General features: G+C 58.6%; 27 protein-coding genes. 3 read left to right on the forward strand and 24 right to left on the reverse strand.

Features of this window, described 5'->3' with window-relative positions:
• Positions 1–2 precede the first annotated feature (2 nt).
• The 18 genes from ACZZ0B_RS29350 to ACZZ0B_RS29435 form a co-directional block, all read right to left on the reverse strand.
• Entirely contained in the window at positions 3–527 is a 525-nt protein-coding gene (locus tag ACZZ0B_RS29350) for a phage tail protein (protein WP_123533176.1), read from the reverse strand.
• Complete coding sequence (locus ACZZ0B_RS29355; protein ID WP_463546859.1) at positions 520–1,695, reverse strand: baseplate J/gp47 family protein; 1,176 nt, start codon at positions 1,693–1,695, stop codon at positions 520–522. Before ACZZ0B_RS29355 ends, ACZZ0B_RS29350 begins: the two co-directional genes overlap by 8 nt.
• Entirely contained in the window at positions 1,692–2,009 is a 318-nt protein-coding gene (locus ACZZ0B_RS29360; protein WP_123533180.1) for a DUF2590 family protein, read from the reverse strand. Before ACZZ0B_RS29360 ends, ACZZ0B_RS29355 begins: the two co-directional genes overlap by 4 nt.
• Entirely contained in the window at positions 2,006–3,991 is a 1,986-nt protein-coding gene (locus tag ACZZ0B_RS29365) for a phage tail tape measure protein (protein ID WP_463546860.1), read from the reverse strand. The genes ACZZ0B_RS29360 and ACZZ0B_RS29365 overlap by 4 nt, the downstream gene beginning before the upstream one ends.
• Positions 3,992–3,998: 7 nt before the next feature.
• Positions 3,999–4,139 carry a DUF6890 family protein gene (locus tag ACZZ0B_RS29370; protein WP_163005298.1) on the reverse strand — a complete coding sequence of 47 codons (141 nt, stop codon included), beginning with the start codon at positions 4,137–4,139 and terminating at the stop codon, positions 3,999–4,001.
• Between the two features lie 23 nt (positions 4,140–4,162).
• Positions 4,163–4,456, reverse strand: a complete 294-nt coding sequence (locus tag ACZZ0B_RS29375; RefSeq protein ID WP_253484979.1) for a putative phage tail assembly chaperone — start codon at positions 4,454–4,456, stop codon at positions 4,163–4,165.
• Positions 4,457–4,499: 43 nt separating this feature from the next.
• Positions 4,500–4,955, reverse strand: a complete 456-nt coding sequence (locus ACZZ0B_RS29380) for a lysis protein (RefSeq protein WP_463546861.1) — start codon at positions 4,953–4,955, stop codon at positions 4,500–4,502.
• Entirely contained in the window at positions 4,955–5,488 is a 534-nt protein-coding gene (locus ACZZ0B_RS29385) for a lysozyme (protein ID WP_463546862.1), read from the reverse strand. The genes ACZZ0B_RS29380 and ACZZ0B_RS29385 overlap by 1 nt, the downstream gene beginning before the upstream one ends.
• Positions 5,485–5,691, reverse strand: coding sequence for a hypothetical protein (locus ACZZ0B_RS29390; RefSeq protein ID WP_064392730.1), 207 nt, complete (start codon positions 5,689–5,691; stop codon positions 5,485–5,487). Before ACZZ0B_RS29390 ends, ACZZ0B_RS29385 begins: the two co-directional genes overlap by 4 nt.
• A complete protein-coding gene (locus tag ACZZ0B_RS29395; RefSeq protein WP_463546863.1) occupies positions 5,688–5,900 on the reverse strand; it encodes a TraR/DksA family transcriptional regulator in 213 nt (70 codons plus the stop codon). Before ACZZ0B_RS29395 ends, ACZZ0B_RS29390 begins: the two co-directional genes overlap by 4 nt.
• Positions 5,900–6,349 carry a phage protein gene (locus ACZZ0B_RS29400; protein WP_064381012.1) on the reverse strand — a complete coding sequence of 150 codons (450 nt, stop codon included), beginning with the start codon at positions 6,347–6,349 and terminating at the stop codon, positions 5,900–5,902. Before ACZZ0B_RS29400 ends, ACZZ0B_RS29395 begins: the two co-directional genes overlap by 1 nt.
• Before the next feature lie 5 nt (positions 6,350–6,354).
• A complete protein-coding gene (locus ACZZ0B_RS29405; RefSeq protein WP_463546864.1) occupies positions 6,355–7,470 on the reverse strand; it encodes a DUF2586 domain-containing protein in 1,116 nt (371 codons plus the stop codon).
• Positions 7,471–7,481: 11 nt separating this feature from the next.
• Positions 7,482–8,165, reverse strand: coding sequence for a phage virion morphogenesis family protein (locus ACZZ0B_RS29410; RefSeq protein ID WP_463546865.1), 684 nt, complete (start codon positions 8,163–8,165; stop codon positions 7,482–7,484).
• Complete coding sequence (locus ACZZ0B_RS29415) at positions 8,152–8,598, reverse strand: phage tail protein (protein ID WP_463546866.1); 447 nt, start codon at positions 8,596–8,598, stop codon at positions 8,152–8,154. Before ACZZ0B_RS29415 ends, ACZZ0B_RS29410 begins: the two co-directional genes overlap by 14 nt.
• Positions 8,595–9,056, reverse strand: a complete 462-nt coding sequence (locus ACZZ0B_RS29420) for a head completion/stabilization protein (protein WP_463546867.1) — start codon at positions 9,054–9,056, stop codon at positions 8,595–8,597. The genes ACZZ0B_RS29415 and ACZZ0B_RS29420 overlap by 4 nt, the downstream gene beginning before the upstream one ends.
• 99 nt (positions 9,057–9,155) lie before the next feature.
• Positions 9,156–9,860: a phage terminase small subunit gene (gpM, locus tag ACZZ0B_RS29425; protein WP_463546868.1), complete on the reverse strand. Its 705-nt coding sequence runs from the start codon at positions 9,858–9,860 to the stop codon at positions 9,156–9,158.
• On the reverse strand, positions 9,857–10,879 hold the full coding sequence (locus ACZZ0B_RS29430) for a phage major capsid protein, P2 family (protein WP_463546869.1): 1,023 nt from the start codon (positions 10,877–10,879) through the stop codon (positions 9,857–9,859). Before ACZZ0B_RS29430 ends, gpM begins: the two co-directional genes overlap by 4 nt.
• Positions 10,880–11,806 carry a GPO family capsid scaffolding protein gene (locus tag ACZZ0B_RS29435; RefSeq protein WP_463546870.1) on the reverse strand — a complete coding sequence of 309 codons (927 nt, stop codon included), beginning with the start codon at positions 11,804–11,806 and terminating at the stop codon, positions 10,880–10,882. It abuts the gene before it with no gap.
• 163 nt (positions 11,807–11,969) lie between these two features.
• Here ACZZ0B_RS29435 and ACZZ0B_RS29440 point away from each other — a divergent pair, with 163 nt between their 5' ends.
• The 3 genes from ACZZ0B_RS29440 (at position 11,970) to ACZZ0B_RS29450 (ending at position 15,143) form a co-directional block, all read left to right on the forward strand.
• A complete protein-coding gene (locus ACZZ0B_RS29440) occupies positions 11,970–14,027 on the forward strand; it encodes a terminase large subunit domain-containing protein (RefSeq protein ID WP_463546871.1) in 2,058 nt (685 codons plus the stop codon).
• Complete coding sequence (locus tag ACZZ0B_RS29445) at positions 13,954–14,805, forward strand: phage portal protein (RefSeq protein ID WP_463546872.1); 852 nt, start codon at positions 13,954–13,956, stop codon at positions 14,803–14,805. Before ACZZ0B_RS29440 ends, ACZZ0B_RS29445 begins: the two co-directional genes overlap by 74 nt.
• A 77-nt stretch (positions 14,806–14,882) precedes the next feature.
• The gene (locus ACZZ0B_RS29450) at positions 14,883–15,143 is read left to right on the forward strand and encodes an ogr/Delta-like zinc finger family protein (protein ID WP_463546873.1); all 261 of its coding nucleotides are present in this window, start codon (positions 14,883–14,885) and stop codon (positions 15,141–15,143) included.
• A gap of 728 nt (positions 15,144–15,871) precedes the next feature.
• Here the strand turns inward: ACZZ0B_RS29450 and ACZZ0B_RS29455 are convergent.
• The 6 genes from ACZZ0B_RS29455 to ACZZ0B_RS29480 form a co-directional block, all read right to left on the reverse strand.
• On the reverse strand, positions 15,872–16,114 hold the full coding sequence (locus ACZZ0B_RS29455) for a hypothetical protein (protein ID WP_463546874.1): 243 nt from the start codon (positions 16,112–16,114) through the stop codon (positions 15,872–15,874).
• Positions 16,108–16,389 carry a hypothetical protein gene (locus ACZZ0B_RS29460; RefSeq protein WP_463546875.1) on the reverse strand — a complete coding sequence of 94 codons (282 nt, stop codon included), beginning with the start codon at positions 16,387–16,389 and terminating at the stop codon, positions 16,108–16,110. Before ACZZ0B_RS29460 ends, ACZZ0B_RS29455 begins: the two co-directional genes overlap by 7 nt.
• A gap of 60 nt (positions 16,390–16,449) precedes the next feature.
• A complete protein-coding gene (locus ACZZ0B_RS29465) occupies positions 16,450–16,701 on the reverse strand; it encodes a hypothetical protein (protein ID WP_463546876.1) in 252 nt (83 codons plus the stop codon).
• Positions 16,698–17,006, reverse strand: coding sequence for a hypothetical protein (locus ACZZ0B_RS29470; RefSeq protein WP_463546877.1), 309 nt, complete (start codon positions 17,004–17,006; stop codon positions 16,698–16,700). Before ACZZ0B_RS29470 ends, ACZZ0B_RS29465 begins: the two co-directional genes overlap by 4 nt.
• 470 nt (positions 17,007–17,476) lie before the next feature.
• A complete protein-coding gene (locus tag ACZZ0B_RS29475; RefSeq protein ID WP_463546878.1) occupies positions 17,477–20,131 on the reverse strand; it encodes a toprim domain-containing protein in 2,655 nt (884 codons plus the stop codon).
• Between the two features lie 10 nt (positions 20,132–20,141).
• Complete coding sequence (locus ACZZ0B_RS29480) at positions 20,142–20,363, reverse strand: hypothetical protein (RefSeq protein ID WP_463546879.1); 222 nt, start codon at positions 20,361–20,363, stop codon at positions 20,142–20,144.
• Between the last annotated feature and the right edge of the window lie 9 nt (positions 20,364–20,372).

Below are 20,372 nucleotides of genomic sequence, written 5' to 3' on the forward strand. Positions count from 1 at the left end.
TCCTAAAGACTGGCAACCAGCGTTTGCTGGTCGTCGTTGAAGTCGACCAGCGCGATGCGAAACGGCACCGGCGTGATGGTCACGAAGTCATAACGGCGGCAGGTGCGGCCGTATTGCTGAATCAAAACCCGCAGCAGTTCCGGGTTCTGTGAAAGCTGGGTGTCGGAGAAACGCAGCAGCACGACGTCCCAATCCCGATCGGGCATGCGCTCCTCGATCTCGATGTAGCCGACGCCCAGGCGCTGCAGGATGCGTTTCATCCCGGCGGTGCTGCCGGCGTCGACCGCGTTGATGAAGGCGAACTTCACGCGCAAGCGGTACATGCTTTCTGGCTCGCCTTTGAAGCGAGTGATGTCGCGCTGCCAAGCCAGCAAATCGAGCATGGTCAAATGGCAGGTGTCAGCGTCCAGCTGCAGCAGCGGCCAGCGCAACCAGCCCTCGACCTTGCCCCACCAGGACTGCGCGGCGTCCTTGAGCTTGGTCAGCTCGGTACCGGCCAACCAGAATTTCAGCTCGAGCTTAATCATTGGTCAGCACCTCCAGACTCTGGATCCGGGGGATTTTCAGCTCTGACAGGATGTCGTCGTTGTCGAAGTGCAATGACTCGATCCCCGGGAATTGCTGGTGCAGCTCTTCACCCAGGCGGCTGAATGAAAAGCGCGACTGTGGATAAGTCAGCGTCGGCTGGTAGTCGCTGGTGGTGCTTTCGCGAAACGCCGCGCGGATGAACAGCGCGGTTTCGTCCTGCAGGGTTTGCCGCTGGGCATCGCTCAGGGTGGAGCGCGGCCAGAGGGTCACCCGCAACGCGTGCAGGGTTTCCGGCATTACCATCACCAGCAGATCGTCACCGTGGCCATGGTTGCCCTGGTCCCGGATGTGCGAGTTGATTTGCTCTAGGTAAGTCGCCGCAGGCACGTCGGCATCGAACAGCACAAAGGCGTTGGCACTGCCCGGGCCACGTGGGGCGCCATGCTCGAAATACACGCCATCCGGACGCACGCCCGGGAACGCGGAAATCATCGCTCGATACACCGCGTCGGTGTGCCATTGGTTGACCGCCGAGAACTGATTTCGCACGCGCAGACGCAGCTCGTCGTTGGGCTCCCTGTCCGCGCCTGGTGTGGTCAACCAGCCCTCCGCGTTGACCACCTGGGCGATGCCTGGAATCGGCACCGGCAACACGGCGTAATAGCCGGGCGCCAAGTTGAAGCCACTGCCAACGTCTACCGCTTCGACCGGTACCAGCAACTGCATCAGGCCATCGGTAAAAGTCCCGACCGCCGTGGTCACCAGTTGGTAAACGTGGCCATTGATCGCGGCGGACTGCACCACCGTGCCTTTCGCGACCTCGAGCGCGCCGCCCGGGGCGACCCGGGTGAACAGCAACAGGCCGCTGGCTTTGGTCGCGCCCTTTCGTTCGACGTTAACACCCCAGGCCAGCATGTCGAGCCAGGCATCTACGGCGGTTTTGACGAAGAAATTCGGCAGTACCGTGGCGACAAAAAAGTCGATAATCCACAGCACGGGTTTGGTCACCAACGCGGTGACCACCCGCCAAAACGGCGACCAGGTGCTGGTATTGCTCAATTTGCTGCCCTGGGCGATCACTTCCGCTTCCCACGCCTGGCGCAGGCCAGCCTCAGTGGTGGGAATGCCGGCATCGGACAGAGCCTGTTTGAAATCCACGTCACTCACAACGTCACCTCGATACTGCCGAATTTCAGGGTTGTGGCCGTCACCAGGAACTGTCCAGGCTCAAGCTGGGTAATCAGTGCTGTACCCGGTACGAGGCGTTCGTCCGCCTCAACCAGCAGCTCCAATTGCTGAATGCAGTCGCGCTGTTTCAGGCGGTTGCGCTCGGCCACCAACGTCACCAGCAGGCCGCTGTCGCGGATCATGTGGGCGATGTCCTGGGCGATGCTGGCCCGGTCATCGATCAGCTCGGGCTGGCGGGACGGATCGAGCACCAGATCGTTGTCGTGGATCAGCAGGTCGATGTATTCGCTCATCCCGGTACCGCCATGTTCATCATGTTTTCGAGCTCCAGCGGGGTCATGGGCTTGGCGGTGTTGATGTTCAGTGTTTCCACATGGGTGCCCTTGTTCTGGCTGCTGTTGTTGTTTTGAATGCTGGTCAGCAGGCCACCCGGCGGCACGGCGTTGGGCCGCGCAGGCGACAGGGTTGGAATGGCCGCGTTGATGGTCTGTTGGGCTTTTTGCGCAGCTGCAGAGGCGTCCACGTTGTTGACGCCGATGTCGGTACCGGGCACCTCGGGCATAGCGCCGAACTTGGTCTCGATGTTGACGCCCGGGATCTTGTTCAACATCTCGATCAGGCTGTTGATCGATTTGTGAAAGATCGCGACGATGCCGTCCCAAGCGGCCTTGGCCATGCCACTCCAGCCGCCCATGGACGTGAACCAGTCCGACAGCGCGGTGAGCTGATCGCTGACCCACTTGAACGCCTCGCTGTTCATCAGCGCGGCGGTCCATTCGTCCCAGTACACGACAGCGGCGATCACAGCAGCGACCAGGGCCATAACGCCGATCACGATCCACACGACCGGGTTGGCCAGCATCGCGGCGTTGACGAGCCAGATGGCGCCCTGCCACATAAGCATCGCTCCGCGTACCAGCCCTAAGCCCACGGTCAGCAACGCGATCACGGTGATATAGGTCAGCATCATCAGCTTCTGCAGAAGAAAAACCGCCGTTGTCCGCAGGCTGATCATCTGCACCACTTTCCAGACAGTGACCATCGCCAGCCAAGCCATGCGGCCGGCGCCGACGGCAAAGGTGAGCAATGACATGACGGCAATCAGCGCCAAGATCGTCAGCGAGACAATGCCGATCACCCGGGTGATGTTGGGGAACATTTGAGTCCAGCGAGTCATGGTGCCGGCAATGCTGGAAAGCTTGGCCATCAGGGGCGTCAGGATCGGGATCAGCGCCTGGCCGAAGGCAATGCGCAGCCCTTCGACGGCCGCACCGAACTGTTGCCACGGATCCACCATGGCTTTGGCCATTTTCTCGGCGTCCTCAAGGCCGCGCACCTTGCCCAGTTTGTCCATGCCGTTGCGCAGCCGATCGGTGTCCTTGGCCAGGGACGTGATCACCTGCGCACCCTCCCCGCCAAACGCCTCCGTCAGCTTGGCGCTGGCCGACGCGCTGGTCAGGTCGCCGAGCTTGCCCTGCAGCTTTTCCATGATCTGCAGCATGGGCAACGCTTTGCCGTTGGAGTCGGTGAACGTCATGCCCATCTTTTCCGAGGCGGCGCCCAGGTTCTCGAAGAACGCCTTGTAGCGGCCGCCGGCATCGCCGCCTTCCATGGTGCTGCTCAGCGAGCCGATCACCGCGAACTGCTCGGCGATGTCCACGCCGGCGGCGGTGGCGATCGAGCCCACTTCCTTGAAAGCGTCCTTGAGTTGAGCGCCGTCGGTTCGGAACAGTTGAACCGCGAGGGCCGTTTGCCCGCCCAGCTTTTCAACCCACTCGCCTTTGCCCATGGCGTCCGCCTGGCCCTTGAACAGGTTGTACATGGTGCCCACATAGGCGCCCATGGTTTCGGCATCGGACTTGGTGGCCTTGGCCAGCAAGTTGCTGGTGTTGGTGAAAGTGGCGAGCTGGTTGCCGGTCAGGCCTTTAATGGCACCCTCGATGCTGTACGCCGAAGCGACAAAATCCCGGGCGTTCTCGCCATAGGCCACCGAGAACTCCAGGGATTTTTGATTCAGCGCCGTGAGCGCGTCCTCGGCCACGCCCAAGGATTTGACCTCGCCCAGGGCGCGGTTCATTTCCAACGCAGGCTGCAGCGATTCGTTGATGCCGACGAAAGCACCCGTGACACCGGCCAAGCCCATGCCCATCGTTTTGATGTTCTTTTCGCTTTGCTCGGTAAGGTCGGAAAAACCCGCTTTCACCTTGCCCAACGGTGCAGTTACCTTGTCGGTCAGGGCCAGGATGAAGTCCAGGCGGGCGCTACGGTCGGCCATGTGTGTCCTATCCGTTCAGCGCATGGGCAATGCCGTTGGCCACAGCAAATTCCATGCGCTTCCAGTGTTCGTCTTCCAGCCACTTGGCCGTGCCCATGTTCTCAATGGTGGGCTCGGCACCAGGCAGCCAACGGTTGGTCAGGGCCATTAGCTGGCCCAGCCCGTCCTCGGTCAGGCGGTCAGCGTGCTCGAGGGCTTTTTTACGATGATCTCGACGTCAGGGGCGTACTCCTCGAGCAGCGCACCGGCGATCTGCATGGTCATCACCGGGTTGGCCATCAGCTCGCGCAGGTCGGCTTTCTCGGCCGGCAGCACGGTGCTGCTCAGCAAGTTGAAAGACGGCGCCACCTTGTTGTTGGCGGTCATGGCGTTGAAGTACTTGGTCACATCCTGGGGCGTCAGGTTGAAAGTGAATTCCTTGGTACCGACTTCGAGGGTGATGTCGCGGGATTGGATCTGGCTCATGTTCATGTCCGTTTTGGTGGTTGGGTTAGAGGGGTGATTCGGGTCAGCGCAGGCACACTTGGCTGACGTAGTCCTGCAGGCCCAGGATCATTTGCTTGCTGAGGGCAAGCTGATCTCTGAGGGTGAAATAATCCGGTCGAGCGTCTGCTGCGAGTTCGGCGGTACCTGCATCAGCCACGCCGCCGGCGCCGGTGGCGTTTGACGGGGTGCTGCTGCAGGTGGCTTTGACGCGCAGCCGCTGACGGCCATCGGCAACGTCAAGGCGCAAAGCATCGATTTCAGTGCGTGCATCGTTCAGTTCCTCGATACGGTTACGGTCGATCGCGTCTCGGGCGGCGATCATTTCGCCGCTGATTCGGGCCGCTTCACGCAGGCCGCTGGCTTCGTACTGGGCTGCATCACGTTCTGCCCGGGCGGTGTCGCGCTGTCCCTGCAGGATGTCGAAGCCAACGAACGCCGCCAGGCAAACCAGCAGCGGAAACAGGATCTCGCGGAGCATCACAGCCCCTCCGCACACATCGCCGCTTCGGCGCGCCGGCGAGCGTGCAGCCCCGGTACAAACTGCTTGCGGCCCTGGGCATCGGTGACCGATGACCACACCGGTGTTTTGCCATCCGGCGCCCAGGCCAACGCCTTGCAACCCTCGGCAATACGGCCGGCATTGATCAGGCCGACGGCCCGACTGGCGCAGGTACTGGGCACACCGAAGTTGTGGCCATGGCTGCTCAGGGCGTCGAAAGTCTTCTGGCCGATCGCCTGATTGCTCAGGCAGTCCGCCAGAGCCAACTGGCCTTTCTCGGTCACCAGCTGCTCCACCTCGGCACAGCGTGCCGGCGACCAGTAGTCACCGACGATCAGCGGATACGGACTGGTGTAACGGGTGATGCCTTTGCACACCGTAGGCAGACCACGGGCCAACTTATCGGCGTACACCACGTTTTCGCGGTTGCCTTCCCACTTGCCCAGGAACGCGAGCAAAGGCGCGCTGGCCAGCACAATGGCGCCGGTGGCGATCTTGGTGCGAAGGCTCACGACTTGCCCTTCCAGTCGAGCAGCATCTGGCGATACTTGGGAATCAGCAGAAGGATCTGCAGCACCATGTAGAGCGCGGTCAGCATGTAGGCGACCGCCGACCAATCGACGGCGCCCGTCACACCTGTAGCGGCCACGCCGATTGCGGGCGACGCCTTGGCCAAGGCAACGGCGGTGTCCTGGGCGACCTGATTCGCGCTCATCGCAGAACCTCTTTCTCAAAAATGGTTTGGCACGGCACGCAGCGGGTCATACCGCCCAGCGCCTGGCGTTTTTCCGGGATCGGCTGATCGCAGTCTTCGCAATGGGTCAGGCTTGGCCCGATCGGCCGCATGCGGGCCAGCTGAGCGGCGATCGCCTGATCACGCTGGCGTTGCTCCAATGCCTGGGCGCGGTCGAACGGGCAGACCATCAGCGCAGGCCCTCGATCTCGGCCGCGGCCAGGTATGGCACGCCGTTGATACGGATGAAGTCCGGACTGGAAACGTCGAACGGCACCTTGTGCTTGGTTTTTTCGCCGCCTTTCGGGTCGACACTGAGCAGGCTGGACACCTTCAACTTGCAGCCGAAGGCCTCGATGCGCAGCTCTTCATCGCCTGCTTTGGCGAAGAACACAGAGTCGAAAGGCTCCAACTGGCGGAAGCTGCCGGCAGAGCGTGCCGCCTCGATCAGCAGGTTGAAGTTGTTGGTGTCGAACTCGAACTCGCCACTGGCAGACACATCGCCGTCAACGGTGCCGTTAGGCACGCCACGGGTTTGCGCCACGGCGGTGTTGTCGGTGATATCCAAGGTGCAGCTTTCGACATGGATCTGCAGATCACCCAGGTTGATGTCGAAGTTTTTACCGCCAATACGGGACATAAGGATTACTCCGAATCTTCGCTGGAAAGGTCGAGGGCAATGTTTGCCGTGAGGTCTTTCGGGCAGTTGAGCGGCCGGATCTTGATGTAGATCTCAACCTTGGTTTTGCTGTGCCACACCAGGACGATGTCGCCGTCCTTCGGCGATTCGATCTCGCCCGGGAACACTTCGCCGGCGAAGGTGGTGGACTTGGCCATCTGGCGCAGCGGCTTCATGAATGCGCTGATAGCCGCAGCCATGCTGTTGGGCGAGTTGTTCAAGCGACGATCACCGACACGGCGGATCAGCAGCGGACGAACTTGGCGAGCGGCCTTGTCGGCCAGGCGCAGGTACTCGACCACCTGAAAGTCACTGGCAGGCGCATCGAGCATGTTGCCGTCGCCCCAGAACACGCCCGGGTAATCGGCATAGGTTTGCGACACGGAGAAACGTGCGGCGTCCAGCTCGGCGCGGATGGCGGACGGCAACGGCACGCCTTCCTTGTCGACGGGAACGGGGCCCAGGCCCAGCAGAGCACCAGACGCCACGCGCATCGGACTATCGGCAATGCTCACGGCGGAGTTGGCCAGTCGGCCAGCCAGCACGCCCAGGTCATTGCCGTGCAACTGCGGCACGACCAGGACACGCGGCGCAGCCAGATCGGCGGTGATCGCCTTCTGCTCGATCAGGTATTCCGCCCAGGTCTGCTGCACAGTGATGCCGACACTTGCCGCCATGACAAAAGCGCGACGGCCAAAGTTGTTGTTCAGTGCGATCGCCGCGTCATGCATGACCGACAGTTCATTGCCGGCTTCCACTGGCGTAGTAATCACCACCGCCTCGACGGAGAAGCCTTTTTGCTGGGCATTGGTCAGTGCTTCGGACCAGCTACCATCGGCCGCGATCGGAGCGGCCAGGCACGCCCAGCGATCGCCGCCATTGAGACGTGCCGCCGTGATCTGGGTTTTCAGATCACTGGCCGGAATACCCAGCGAACCGTCGAGGTCGCTGTCGGTATTAAGGGCGAGCAACTGGCCGACGTTTTTGGCGGCGGTGCCGATGAAAAGGAAATAGCGTTCGATCTCAGTCACGGCACCTTGGCCGAGATTGAGGTTGTTAACGCTGACTTTGCCGAGTGCCATGCAGTGCCTCGCTAGCGGGGTGAATTAAGGATTTGTTGGAGCACCTGGTTCAGCAGCGAGGCGGTATCGCCTTCGGTGCCGACGCCGATGAATTGGCGCTTGGGCAAGGTGATTTCCCAGCTTTGTGCGCCGCTGCTCTCGGTTTTTTCGTCGTCCAGGATGCGGATCAGTAGCCCCGCCCTGGCGTAGTTGACGTGTTCTTGAATCCAGGCCACGGACGGCCTGGTCAGTGACTTTTTGCCCTTCTGGCGAACCTTGAAACCCAGTTTTCGCAGACGCTTGGCCTGCTTTTCAGTGGCGGCAAGGCCTTCAGGCACCCTGTTCCATTGCTTCATCTGCGCAGCGGTGCGGCGTTCACTCACGCCGTTGTGTTGCTGCGCCGCGACCCAACTGGTCAGGGCGTTTTTCCAACCGAGTACGGCTTCGTCGGCGCTGACGCTGGTGACCTGCATCAGCTTGGTCAGACCGGCTTCCATCTTCTTTTTGCCCTTGCTTGACCCCTTGCGCGCCTCGAACGGCGAGCCGTCCAGGTTCTGCTGGTCGCGCACGCGCTTTCGGCTCATCGATCGCACGCGCTTGGAGACGTTGTTCAACAACCGCCGGCGCAGTTGTGGCGGCAGGCTGAGCAGGGCCAGCTGTTCCTGCGCGCCCAGGAATCCCCTGATGTCGAGGTCGACGTTGCTACGACCGGCCATGGCTCGACACCTCGCCGTGTTCAGCGATCCACAGGTCAAACGGGATGAACGACCAGGTCTTACCGAAACCCTCGATTTCGCCCTCCTGATCCTCGGCCAGGTATTGCGGCTCGATGAATTCGAGGGTGATATCGACGTCGGCCAAATCGCTGTCGAGCATGGTGATGTCGAACTTCGCCGCCGGCAGTTCGTCGCGGTCGTCGTCGTTGCTCTCAAGCCAACTGCCCACCAATGCCATCAGACGCCCCGGGTGGTCGGCGAAACGCTCCAGAGCGATCGTGGCGCTGTAGCGCATGTCACCCATGCGCATGCCACCGACGTCGGGCTTCCAGATCAGTTCGAGATCCACCTGGTTGGTCCAGCTGTCGAGCTGCTCGGACTCGACCAGGCGGCGCTCGATCAGGTAGGTGGTCAGGGCGCGGAGCTTGATCACAGCAACACCGCCGTGATGCGGCCACGGCCCTGCAGAGAGCGGACGGCGGCCTGGCTGAAAGCGAGAAAGATTTCCGCTCTTTCTGGCAGTTCCTTACCTGTGTTCTCGGCGCTTTCGCGACGGGTTACGGTGGCGAACTGGGTCAACAGGCTGGATTTGGCCCGCGTGTAAACGGCGCGTTTGTACGTCGCTGCTTGAAATGTGCGCTCGGGCAGCACCCTGGTATCAGCAGATTCCACGGAGGACACGCCAAGGGCAGACCATCCGGCCTTGAGCTTGGCCAGATCGGTGTTGACCTCGATCATCGCCGTGGTCAGATCAGTGACCAGCATTTCTACCAGGTACTCCGCCGGCAGGCGGTAACCCTTCTGGAACTCGGCCACGGAGAGGTCCGGCCAGAAGCCGTCGTTCTCGATCGCTTGTTCCACAAAGGTCGTGGGTTTCCCTGAAAAGCTCATTGCTGGGCACTCGAATAGGGGCGGGAAAACTGTTTCAGTGGGTCAGGGCCATAAATGGTTGGCTCACATCCACAGTTTCTCGCCGGGGGGGTAGTCGGGTTATTCGGCGGCGTTGGTAGCCAGTTCTTTTGCCAGCGCTTTGCGAGCGCCTTCCAGGCGCGTGCCCACACCGGCGCCGGGGTGCAATTCAGTGGCGCGTTCAAAGTGGGTGATGGCTTTCGCCCATTCCTTGGCGTCGAGAGCACGGATGCCGATCAACTTGTGGTACTTGGCCGGGATCTGTTCGGTCAGATCCCATTCACCATCCACGAAGGGCAGCATGTTGCTCAGGTACGGCTCGGGGTTGCGCCCGCACTTCTGTTCGTTTTCGGCCCACTCGATCACCGCATCGCCAACGAAGGTTGGGATGTCCCGTTTGAAACGCTCAGGCATGGGTTGCCCTTGCCCAATGGCGAACATCGCCACTTCAAGGCCCAATTCGAACTGCTCGGTGTCGAACAGCCAGACCATGACTTGCACCAGTACCGAGTTCGGGTGATTCAGCCCGGAATCGCGGTAGCGCTCGACGTAGTCCATGTATTTGGGCAGCAGTTCGTCGCGTTTGAGCTGCTGGCGGCTGGCGAGGTTGTTCATCTCGCTAAGGCGTTCCAGATCGATTGCCAGCGCGCCTTCCATCAGCTTGAGGTGCTTTTGCGCATTGGCTGGGCTGGCCAGTGCGGTGCTGGAACTGTACGGCTCGGCGGCTCCCACCGCCGCCGGGCCTAATGCCAGAACACGCCGCTTGTGCGCGAGTGCGATGCTCACGGCAGAAGTTCCAGGTTGGCCGCTTCAATGGCCGCGAATTTCTCCAGTTGCTCGATCACGTAGCCCTCATTGCGGCCGTTGTAATCTTCAACGCGGGAGCGTTTCGGGTTCTCGATCAGGTGACGGCGCCAGCTGCTGTCCTGAAAGTACAGCGACAGGTTGTCCCAACTGGTGACCACTAGACCCGTGGCTGGAAAGTGTGGGATGAGGAAGGACGGCAAGCCGCCATAAGTGGCGATCACCTGGGCACCTTCAATCCGTTCTTTCTCGGTCGGGGTGTCGCCTTGCTTGGCGTACAGCTTGCCTTTGTCATTGGCCAACAGGTCGCTGCCGATGATCGCGATCAGATCGCCGGCATCACGGAACACCGGATCAATCATCTGTTTGACGTCATGCACCAGGGCGTCAAGGTTGGCGTAGTCGCCGCCGGCGCCGAGGGTGATTTTGCCGGCGGCTTTGCCCTCTTTGAGTACCTGCGCGGGAATCTGGTCGCGGGCGATTTGCAGCCAACCCTTGTTCACATCCTCAAGCATTGGGTGCGCGACGATGTCGGTCTGCGGTGCCGCGTGGGTGCCGTGCCAGCCGATCATGATTCGATCGAGGGCGATCTGACGCTGCACAGCCGCGCTGTAGCGATCGGCAAAGTCGGGGAACTTGGCCCAACTGTCGATCTTGGCGAACGACAGCCCCACATCGGATTCGGTGTGGAACAGCTCATAGTCCAGGCCCGAAAGATCGCTGAAGTCCTTGGCTTCACGGTCGGTCGTTTTGGTGTTGGTGCGGCTGGACACTGGCCCAGTCACGCCGATCATCACCTTTTGACCTTTGATTTCACTGACCGGAACCACGTTGATGCGACTCAGAAAGTCGGATTTCTCGGTGATTTTGTCGTTCAGTTCCTGGGCGATTGCGGGTTCAACGGCGAACTGGCGAGAGGCGTCCTGGACGTTGTACGTCTCGGCGAGATCGTCCTGCATCAGAGCGAACTGCTCTTGGGCGTTACTGCTCAGCGTGGCCATTTACACGACTCTCCGCTTTTGGCTGTGAGTCGCGCCGGTCGAGCGCGGCACCTGGCGGCCCTTCGGGGTGTTGAGCAGCGTGTTAAATTTCTTGTCCAGGTTGGCAATCGCAGTGGCCAACGCGGTGGTGGTCGAGGCGCCTTTGCGGCGGCGGGAGAATTCGCGCTCTTCTTCAGCGGCGTCGAGAATGTCCTGAACGGAAGTTTCGACGTTATCAATCGGTTCCTGCTCGACCACTACGTCAGTGGTCGCAGGCTCGATCAAGGTTTGAATGCCGGCAGTCACAAGCAGCAACTGCTCGACCAGGGCCGCCAGCGCTTTGGCTGTAGCTTCATCCATTGGGGGTTTGCTCTCTGTTTGGGTTTGCGAGGGTGCTGCGGGGGATTCTTCAATGCCGAACCGTTTGAACAGGCTGGTGACCATTGCAGCCAACTTGCCCAGGTCGCCTTTAGGCTCAACATCCATCAGGGGGCCAAGTTCGACCGAGGCGGCGAAATACGCGGCCTTGCTGGTTTTATGGGAGAAATACAGCTCTTGAGTGCCGAGGCTGGCCGGCGAGTCGGTGACGGCCAGACCGGTCAAATAGGCTTTGCCCGAGCCAGCAAAGTTGGGAGTGACCTCAATGCTGGTGAACAGTTTTTCGCCCTGGTCATTCAGCGACAGCAATTTGTCATTGGGCTTGAGCTGTGCCTCAAGGGCGATTTGCCCCGGCTCCAGATCTTCGCCTTCCTCGACCAGGCGGACGGCGTAGACGGTACCGTGGGAACCCATCCAGCGTTCGTGTTCGCTCCAGATGACTGCCGTGTATTTCGACGGCTTGTAGGTTTCGGCGACATCGCGCAGTTCCTGGGGAAGGATCTCGCGGCCATCGGCGGTGGTGCCGCTGGTGGCGACACGTTTCCATAACGAAACAAGGGAACGGGGCATGGGCGTTAACTGCGCTCAATCGGTGGTTTGAGCCGCCACGATAGGGAGCCGAAAGCGTCCAAACAAACGCTTTGCTTTCGCGTTCCTCCTATTTTCACGATCTAGGAGGAGTGCGGAATCTAACACCGCGTTTTACCGGTTTTCGCCGCATAGACTGCGGCCCATGCTCTATTCAATCGAAGTCAAAGAAGCCGCCAAACGCCTCTATCTGCGTCGCTGCAAGCCGAAAGAGATTCAGGCGCAGCTCAAGCTGCCGAATATCCGAATCGTCTATTACTGGATCGCCAAGGGCGGCTGGGACGAGATGCTGTCGGATGAAGAACCGCTGACCGCGGTTAGCCGGCGAATCACCCTGATCCTGGAGAAAGCGGCCACCCTGACCAAAGGCGAGCTAGACGAACTTGACCGACTCACGACCGTCCGTGATCGGCTGTTGAAACAGTCCGCCAAGCCGTTGCCGGCAATGACCACTGATGCTGGATTGGATAATCCGGGAGAGCAGCAGGGACAGCGCAGGGAACGTCGGGAGCGAGGCGAGAAGAGCGGCCGGAAGCGCGAGAAGAAAGTAAAAAACGACGTCAGTGAACTGACCGAAGTGGACTTCCTCGATAAGTTCATCAGCAAGATGTACGGCTATCAGAAGGATCTGTTCGCGGCCAAACAGAACCCGCTGACTTGCCGAATTCGAAACATCCTCAAGAGCCGCCAGGTGGGGCTGACCTACTACTTTGCCGGCGAAGCGTTCATGGACGCCGTGCTCACTGGTGACAACCAGATTTTCCTGTCGGCAAGCCGCGCCCAGTCCGAGATTTTCCGCAGTTACATCATCGCATTCGCACAAGAATGGTTTGGCCTGGAGCTGACCGGCAACCCGATTGTGTTGAGCAAAGACGGCAAACCATGGGCTGAGCTGCGTTTTCTCAGTACCAACAGCAGCACCGCCCAAGGTCACCACGGCCATGTTTACATCGACGAATATTTCTGGATCCGTGACTTCGAAAAACTGAACACCGTTGCCAGTGCCATGGCAACACACAAGAAGTGGCGCAAGACCTACTTTTCAACACCAAGCGCGGTGTCGCACCAGGCCTACCCATTTTGGTCCGGCGAGAAGTTTCGCAATGGCAAACACAAAAGCGCCAAAGATCCATGGCCAAGCGAAAAACAAATTGCCGCTGGTGCCCGCTGCCCCGATGGTCAATGGCGCCAGGTCATCACCATCCTCGACGCGATCGCGGGCGGTTGTGACCGGTTCGACCTGGAGCAGCTGCGGCTGGAGTTTGACGGCGACAAATTTGAACAGTTGTTCATGTGCAAGTTTATCGACAGCACTCAGAGTGCCTTTTCCCTGCCGGATCTGGAACGCTGCTACTCCGACCTGGCCTTGTGGACGGACTACGATCCCGACGAACCCCGCCCCTTCGGTAACAGCCCCGTGTGGATCGGATACGACCCCAGCCGTACCCGCGACGACGCCAGTTGCGTGGTCGTTGCCCCACCGCTGGAGCCTGGTGCCAAGTTCAGGATTCTGGAAAAGCACAGCTGGCGTGGGCAGTCGTTCAAGTACCAGGCCGAGCAGGTCAAGAAACTTACCGAGCGTTTCAACGTGCAACACATCGGTATCGATACCACTGGTATTGGCTACGGAGTGTTTGACCTGGTGCGCGATTTTTACCCGCGCGCGACCTCGATTCACTACAGCCTCGAAACGAAAAACACGCTCGTACTCAAAGCGCAGGACACGATTCAGGGGAGCCGGATCGAATGGGACGCCGGCTGGAACGACATCGCTCAAGCCTTCCTGACCATCAAGCGCGGCACCACGGGAGGCGGGCAAGTTACTTACAGCGCATCGCGCACCGACGCCTCGGGCCATGCCGATATTGCCTGGGCGATCATGCACGCCCTGGCCCACGAACCCCTCAATACCAACAAGCAGCGGCGTAGCAGCTACTCAATGACTGGATCAGCAAACAATGGCTCGAAAAAAGCGGCAGCAAAAACCGGAAACCAAAGCTCCCGGGCAAGCGCGGATGTTTTCATTCGGCGCACCCGAACAGGTACTGAGCGAAAACATCGGGCAATACCTGGGCGTGTTTGCCACGCACGACGGCCGGATCTATACGCCCCCAGTGTCGCGCCAGGGGTTGGCCAAATTGCTGCGCGCCAACGCACACCACGGCGCCATTCCCGGGTTCAAGCGCAATCTGCTGCTGCGTGAATTCATCCCGTCGGAAGGGTGCTCTATCGCGACCATGAGCCGCGCGGCGCTCGACTTTATGGTTTTCGGCGAGGCGTATTTCCTACGCAATCGAAACGCCTTTGACCAAGTGCTGGAGATGGAACACCTGCCGACCATCAACATGCGGGTCAAAGTGGATGGTGGTTTTGTAATGCTGCTGCCGGACGGCAAGGAAGTGGAGTTCGACCAGGATGAGATCGAGCACGTCATGAACTACGACGTGGAACAGAACATCTACGGCGTGCCTGATTATCTGGGCGGCATGCAGGCGCTGCTGCTCAACGAAGCGGCAACTCTGTTCCGCCGGCGCTACTACAGCAACGGCGCCCACGCGGGCTACATCTTCTATACCAATGACCCGAACTTGAGCGAAGACGACGAGGACGAACTGAAGGCCCAGATAACCGCCAGCAAAGGTGTGGGTAACTTCCGCTCGATGTTCGTCAATATCCCGGGCGGGGCTAAGGAGGCGATCCAGATTATTCCGGTGGGGGACTTCCAGGCGAAAGACGAGCTGGAGAAGGTTAAGAACATCACTCGCAATGACGTCATCGCCGCGTGGCGGATGAACCCGGCGTTGGCCGGGATCATCCCGGAAAACAGCGGGGGATTCGGCGATATCGAAAAGATTGACCGGGTTTACACCAACAATGAGATTCGACCGATCTGCCAGCTGTTTGATCAGATGAATGACAGTTTGCGACCAGACCGGCGCATTGCATGGCGCGAAGTTGTCGAGCCACGCGCCGCCGATTGAGGTGTTGCAAGCGTTAGTGGTAGCGGTGCTTCTTGAGTAGAATAGTGTGTATACATACACCTTGGGGAAGGGGCGCAATGCGGATTACATGCAGGGACTGTGGTGGAAAGGCACTGATTGGCTCGCGGGAAAACATGTCGCTGGAGTACGCAAAGTTGTACTGCCAGTGCCTGAATCCACATTGCGGGCACTCTTTTGTTATGAGCCTCACTTATTCGCACCCGTTGCGCCCTTCAGCGTCGTCGGTCGATCAGCTGATTTTCGACCGACTGCGCGCAATGCCGATTGCTCAGCAGCAACAATTGTTCGATCAGCTTAGTTTGACTCCCGATTGTTAAAAACCTCGCCAAGTTCTCTTGAGCATTCCAGTAATCGACCGTGACTCCAAGTCATGGTCGCTACAACTCCGCCGCTTTCCTCTTCGTCCAGTGGCCTAGCGCCGACTGATACGCTCAAAGAAATTATTACCTTCGCAACTTCCTCTATGATGTCTCTTGTTTGGATAATAGTTCGCTCGTCCATTTCAATGGCTCCATGCTGGGCGGGTCAGATGCGGCGCACTTTACTTATTTGAAATTTAGATTGTCAAATAATATTTTAAAGAGGTTCGATGCTCTTTTAAGTTCCTGATAAATCCACGCTACACCGTTCCTGCGTCCTTTGGAAGCCCACAGCAGAGCGCTGGATCGACAATTTCCGGCGTTGGATTATTGACTTGGTGGAGTAGTGCCTTTCACGCGGTAGCACAAATACGACGATTATGATTACGCACGAAAGTATAGTTTCATGCATACGTACTTACATACGTATGGAAGGTTTTTCAATCAAGGTATCGATAGTTGTTGGGGGCTGTGCGGGTAAATGTGAGTGTTTAGCTAAACTTTTGAAGGGTTGTGCTGCTAATTGGGTTTTAGTGCTCCGTTTAATATTGAAGCTGATAAAGCATGAATCTACAAATTCATGGGTTTGCTAGGATGCATGCGATGTTTATATTGCAGGATGGGAAAGGGCGCCGAAGCGCCCTTTAATTACTGAAATGTGCAGAAGGATTTTAGCGGCTAAAATGTTACGGCTGGTTTCGCGACAGCGGAAAGGTGATTACTCCGTATCTACGATGCCCTTGCAGATCTTCGAACGCAGCGACAACGAAATCACGCGGTAATGGAATGTGCGCCACTCCGTTGCCGGTATCGTGGTGGAGCAGGGTGGTTGCCTCTACCAGGTGAAAGTTGGCGGGCAACTCCATCTGTTTCCTTGCGTCGTCATATTGGGCGTCACTGATTGCGAAAAATTGGCCATCGATCAGCATGCGTTTGCTCCTTGTTGTACTGCGTACGGTTTGGCAAGTAGTTGCGCAACGACATCCGCGTCACGATCGGACAGCTCGCCGAGGGTGTGGGCCATTGAGGCCAGGCTTTCAAGACGCTGACGGGCATCTGGCGTTTTGTGAATCTGGTAACCGATCAGGGCAGCGCCAATCACGGCTATCGCCAACAATGGGCGCGGTGGTTTAACGGCTTTACTGGCTTGCTCCGGCAGTGTGATAGCCTTGCTACCGCTGCTGCTTGGGTGCTGTGCTTGCATGGCGTTGCTCCTCTTGTGGTGGTTGGTGTCGGGGAGGTGCGAACTCCTCGACACCGTCTCTTACGCTTGCCGCAATTGGCTTGCCGTGAATACCGGACGCTGCTCACAGCGCACCTCAAACAATCCCAAGTCATGCCCATCCACGTCGCGCATATGCACGACCGTTACAAACGTGGGCGTGTCCTCCGGGTGATCCCTCCAATGTGCGGCCGCTGCCAGCTCGGCGAGGTCTTCGGGGGAGCGTTGATCGACATAGCTGGACGGCAACGGCAGCTCGCCTGGGAGCGCGTTGGCGACGTAGCGAATAATCACTGCGCCTCTCCTTGAGACTGCTGCACCAGGTGAACCACGAAGTCGGAAGAAATGCCCGTGTAGATTCCCAGCCTCTCTAACTCCCTCGCAGCTCTGATTTGGAACGGGGTGCACTCATCAGCCAAGAACTGTTTGGCGCCGGACGCAGCCGCCCGAGTGATCTGATCAACGAAAAATGGGGATGTGCACTGCGCGCCAATGAGGATAGGCGCCTCGATCCCGTGCGCTTTCAGTTCGGCTTGAATGGCCAGCAGACGCGTGGTTTTGCCTGTGGCTGGGCCGCCAGTGATGATTTGTACTTGCATGGTGTTGCTCCTTTTTCCGCTGGTTGAATCAGGCTCCGCGCCTGAAGAAATGTCGGGTGTGACCCGGTGTGCCCCGGAATATCCGGAACAATTAAAAGTGAATGGCCGCTGGCCCACGGTTTACGGGGCTTTCAGCGAGTTCAGCACTTGGATGAATGAGCCGGAACATTCCAGAACAGCTTTTCTGCAATCTCGCCTGTAGGCCGCGCACTACGTGGGTTTGCGTGGTGTTCCAGCAATTGCTGGTGGTGGAACACTTATGGAACAGCGAATGAAAAGTTGTTCCGGTGTGTTCCAGCGTGTTCCGGTCAATGGGGATAGGGGGCGGCTGTTATCTATCTGTTTTTTATAGATATTTTTCTTATAGATATTAATGTTCCAGATGTTCCCCTTGTTCATTGGCAACCCACGCATTTGCCAGAAAACACTGGTGCCCCCCCATACACGTGGTTTGATCCCCAAGACGTTCATCAAGATTTGCTCCCCTTCCGGAACAGCCAGCAGTTAAGCGAGCGTTTCTCGATGACCGACCGGACTTTGCGGGTTTCTATGAAGGTGTGTGAGGAACTCAGTGGAAGCGCTCGATGCAGTTGAGTCGCGTGAATGACTTCCTGACCTGCCAGGCGGCAAGCGTTGTGGAAGTGTTCGATGTTGATGGCAATGAGGTCTTTATCAGCGCTGTGGTTGAGCGTTTCCTGAATGACTTCGCGATCGCCAATTGAATCGCTGATCGAAACTACTCGCTCGTTCAGGTAGTGATAGATCTGCCAGAAGCGCCCGGCTGTTGGGTTCTCAGTGCTGACACGCTGCTGACGGTCAATGGCGCGCCGTTCGATGTGTTTGATGACCTGTTCCAAGGTGTCGTCGCTCCAGTCCGGAAACAGCGGCTGTGTGGCTTTTGCAGCGGCCATTAATTGGGCGTGGCACAGAACAATCCGTTGATGCTGAAGCACTGGGTTCGCTTGCAGACGTTGTTCGTACTCAGGGAAAGCGTCGAAGTAGCGCTGGAGCCAGGCAGACTCCTGTCCAATGCAATGGCCGAGGTAACCAGCTAGTTGCTCAACAGCGATCCCGTTCAAGCGCGTGGCCAAGACTTTCAGCGCAGGGGTGTGATGCGCCCTGTTCGCATGGAAATGGGTGATGCGCGTCAGGATTGCTTCCGAGCCTTCAACGCTGGCGTTCTGTGCAATGCACAATGCTGCGAGGAAAATCAGGCTGTCGGTGTCATTGCTTGAAGACTTGACCCCTACCGTTCGAAGCGTGGCGTTGTGGTCAAACAAGGGTTTCCACTTTTCCCAGTTGTATTGACTGATTACCGTGCGGCCCTGGGCGTCCACGGCCTGGCTGTCCGACTCGATCAAAACCACCGGAAGGTTGCTTACCTGAGAAAGTGCGCGGGTCAGGCCGATCGCACTGGCGCCGTCGCTATTTGGCTTGATGCCCTCATAGTTGGAGCGGCCGAGTAAACGCCAAAGGAAACGCAGCAAACTGGACTTGCCGGCGCCGGCGTCACCGGTCAGTTCCAAGAAAGGCCATGACTCCTGTTTGGTGCGGATTTGTTGCACGAATAGGGTGGCAGTCCACCACGAAAGCGCCGCTAGCCCGTTCAGGTGATGCACTGAAAAGAAATCAGAAAACCAGCTCGGGTCGAATCCAGAACCGCGGACTATCGAGAGGCTGTTGAGCGAGGTTTTCAGACCGATTTTCCCGACCTCAAGATAGCCATGGCTGTTCGCCAAGTATTCGCGCCCTTTGTGGTAGCCGAACTTCTGAAAGCAGTAGGTCTTGCTCGATGCGTCGTAGCCGACGAAGGGCAGCGATCGGACGGTTAGCGCGTTGTCGAGCCACTTGCTGCGCAACATTGCCAACACCTTTTCCCCGCCTTCGAAGTTGCCGCCTGGTGTGCGTTCCAGCAGTGACTTGGCAAAGCTGCGCGGATCGCCGATGGAGTTTGGCGCCAACGGTTCTTTGCAGTTCTGTGCCGAGTTGGGGAAGTTGAATTGGAAGAAAAACTGCTGGTCGCCACTGAGGGCATCGCGCTGGATGTATTCGAATTGCGGTACGCAGTTGGCCACCTGCTTGAGGTCGCAATGCTTTTCGAACATCGGCCAATGGCCGTTGACCGTGTCGCCGTCGAGATCCTTATTTAACTCGTCGGTGTTGATCTTGGCCGAGTACAGGCGGTTCTGAAAATCGACGAGAAAGAAGCTGCGTGGTCGTTTCAGGTAGAGCAGAAAAGCCTTTTTCGTTGCGCTGACCGCCACGAACAAGCGCCCCTGGTAACACGCCTCCAGCATGAAGTCGTCATTCAGTTGGCCATCTCGGTACACGTCGTCCCAGTCGCGATCGGCGCCGGCGAGTGCCACCCATGCCTTTTCATCTTTGGCGTGCAGCTGGCTACGATATTTGGGGATGACAGAGTGGCCGGCCGCGTCGTCGTCCAGTGCGATGATCCAGCGCACTTTGTTGCCCTTGTTCGCCTCAATGATGTCCCAAGGAAAGTTGTTCGCCGAGATCGACGCAATGGCCTTGTAGCCGGCGAGGAACAGGGCGATTGCGTGAAAGATGCCCTCCACGATGTAAACGCTGTCGCCTGGCTCGATGGTCATGCCAGGCGGCACCCATGCGCCGCCCTTGTAGGACATCTTCCATTTGATACCGGCTTTATCACCGCCGTTGGCTGTGACCATGGTCGAATCAATGATGCGTTCCCAGTACCCGTCGCAGAGCGGGAACCGAACAGTGTCAGCCCATTGGCCGTCCGCCACTTTGCGCCGGGCCTGCTCGTACCAGCCTTTCATCTTGCTGATGTCGAAACCGCGATTACGCTGTAGGTAGGCATCGGCCGTGGCATTCGGATTCAGCTCGGTACGGGGGAACCGCTCGCTTAGGTTTTCGAACAGGTGGCTATAGCGTTCCCGTGTTTTTTCCTCGAACTGGCACTGGTTCAGGCGATTGCATTTGAGCTGATACGGCTGCTTGCGAGCGATGTACAACGTGCGCTCGCCGCACCCTGGGCATACACCTTTTTGAAAGTACGTCGTGCCGATGTCTTTGAAGTCCAGGTCATGGTCATGCTCCAGGGCTTCGACTACTTCCAGGCGGTAGATGTCTTCGAATTGCATTGCCAGCCCCTCAGCGCTTGGCCGAGGCGGACATGACGCGCTCTGCCTGCTGAGCGGCTTCGATGGCCAGGGCGAGCATGTTGATCAGCACCGCTTCCTTGGAACCTTCGCTCTTTTCACGGATGAGAATTCGCCCGCGCTCGATGTCGTTCCGGATGGCTCGTTCCGACTGGCCGGAGCGCCGCGCTAGTTCTCTGACGGTGGTGTAAGGCGTGTCGATCGTGATCTGCATTTGATAAGC

The sequence above is a fragment of the Pseudomonas sp. AC247 genome (assembly GCF_979258015.1).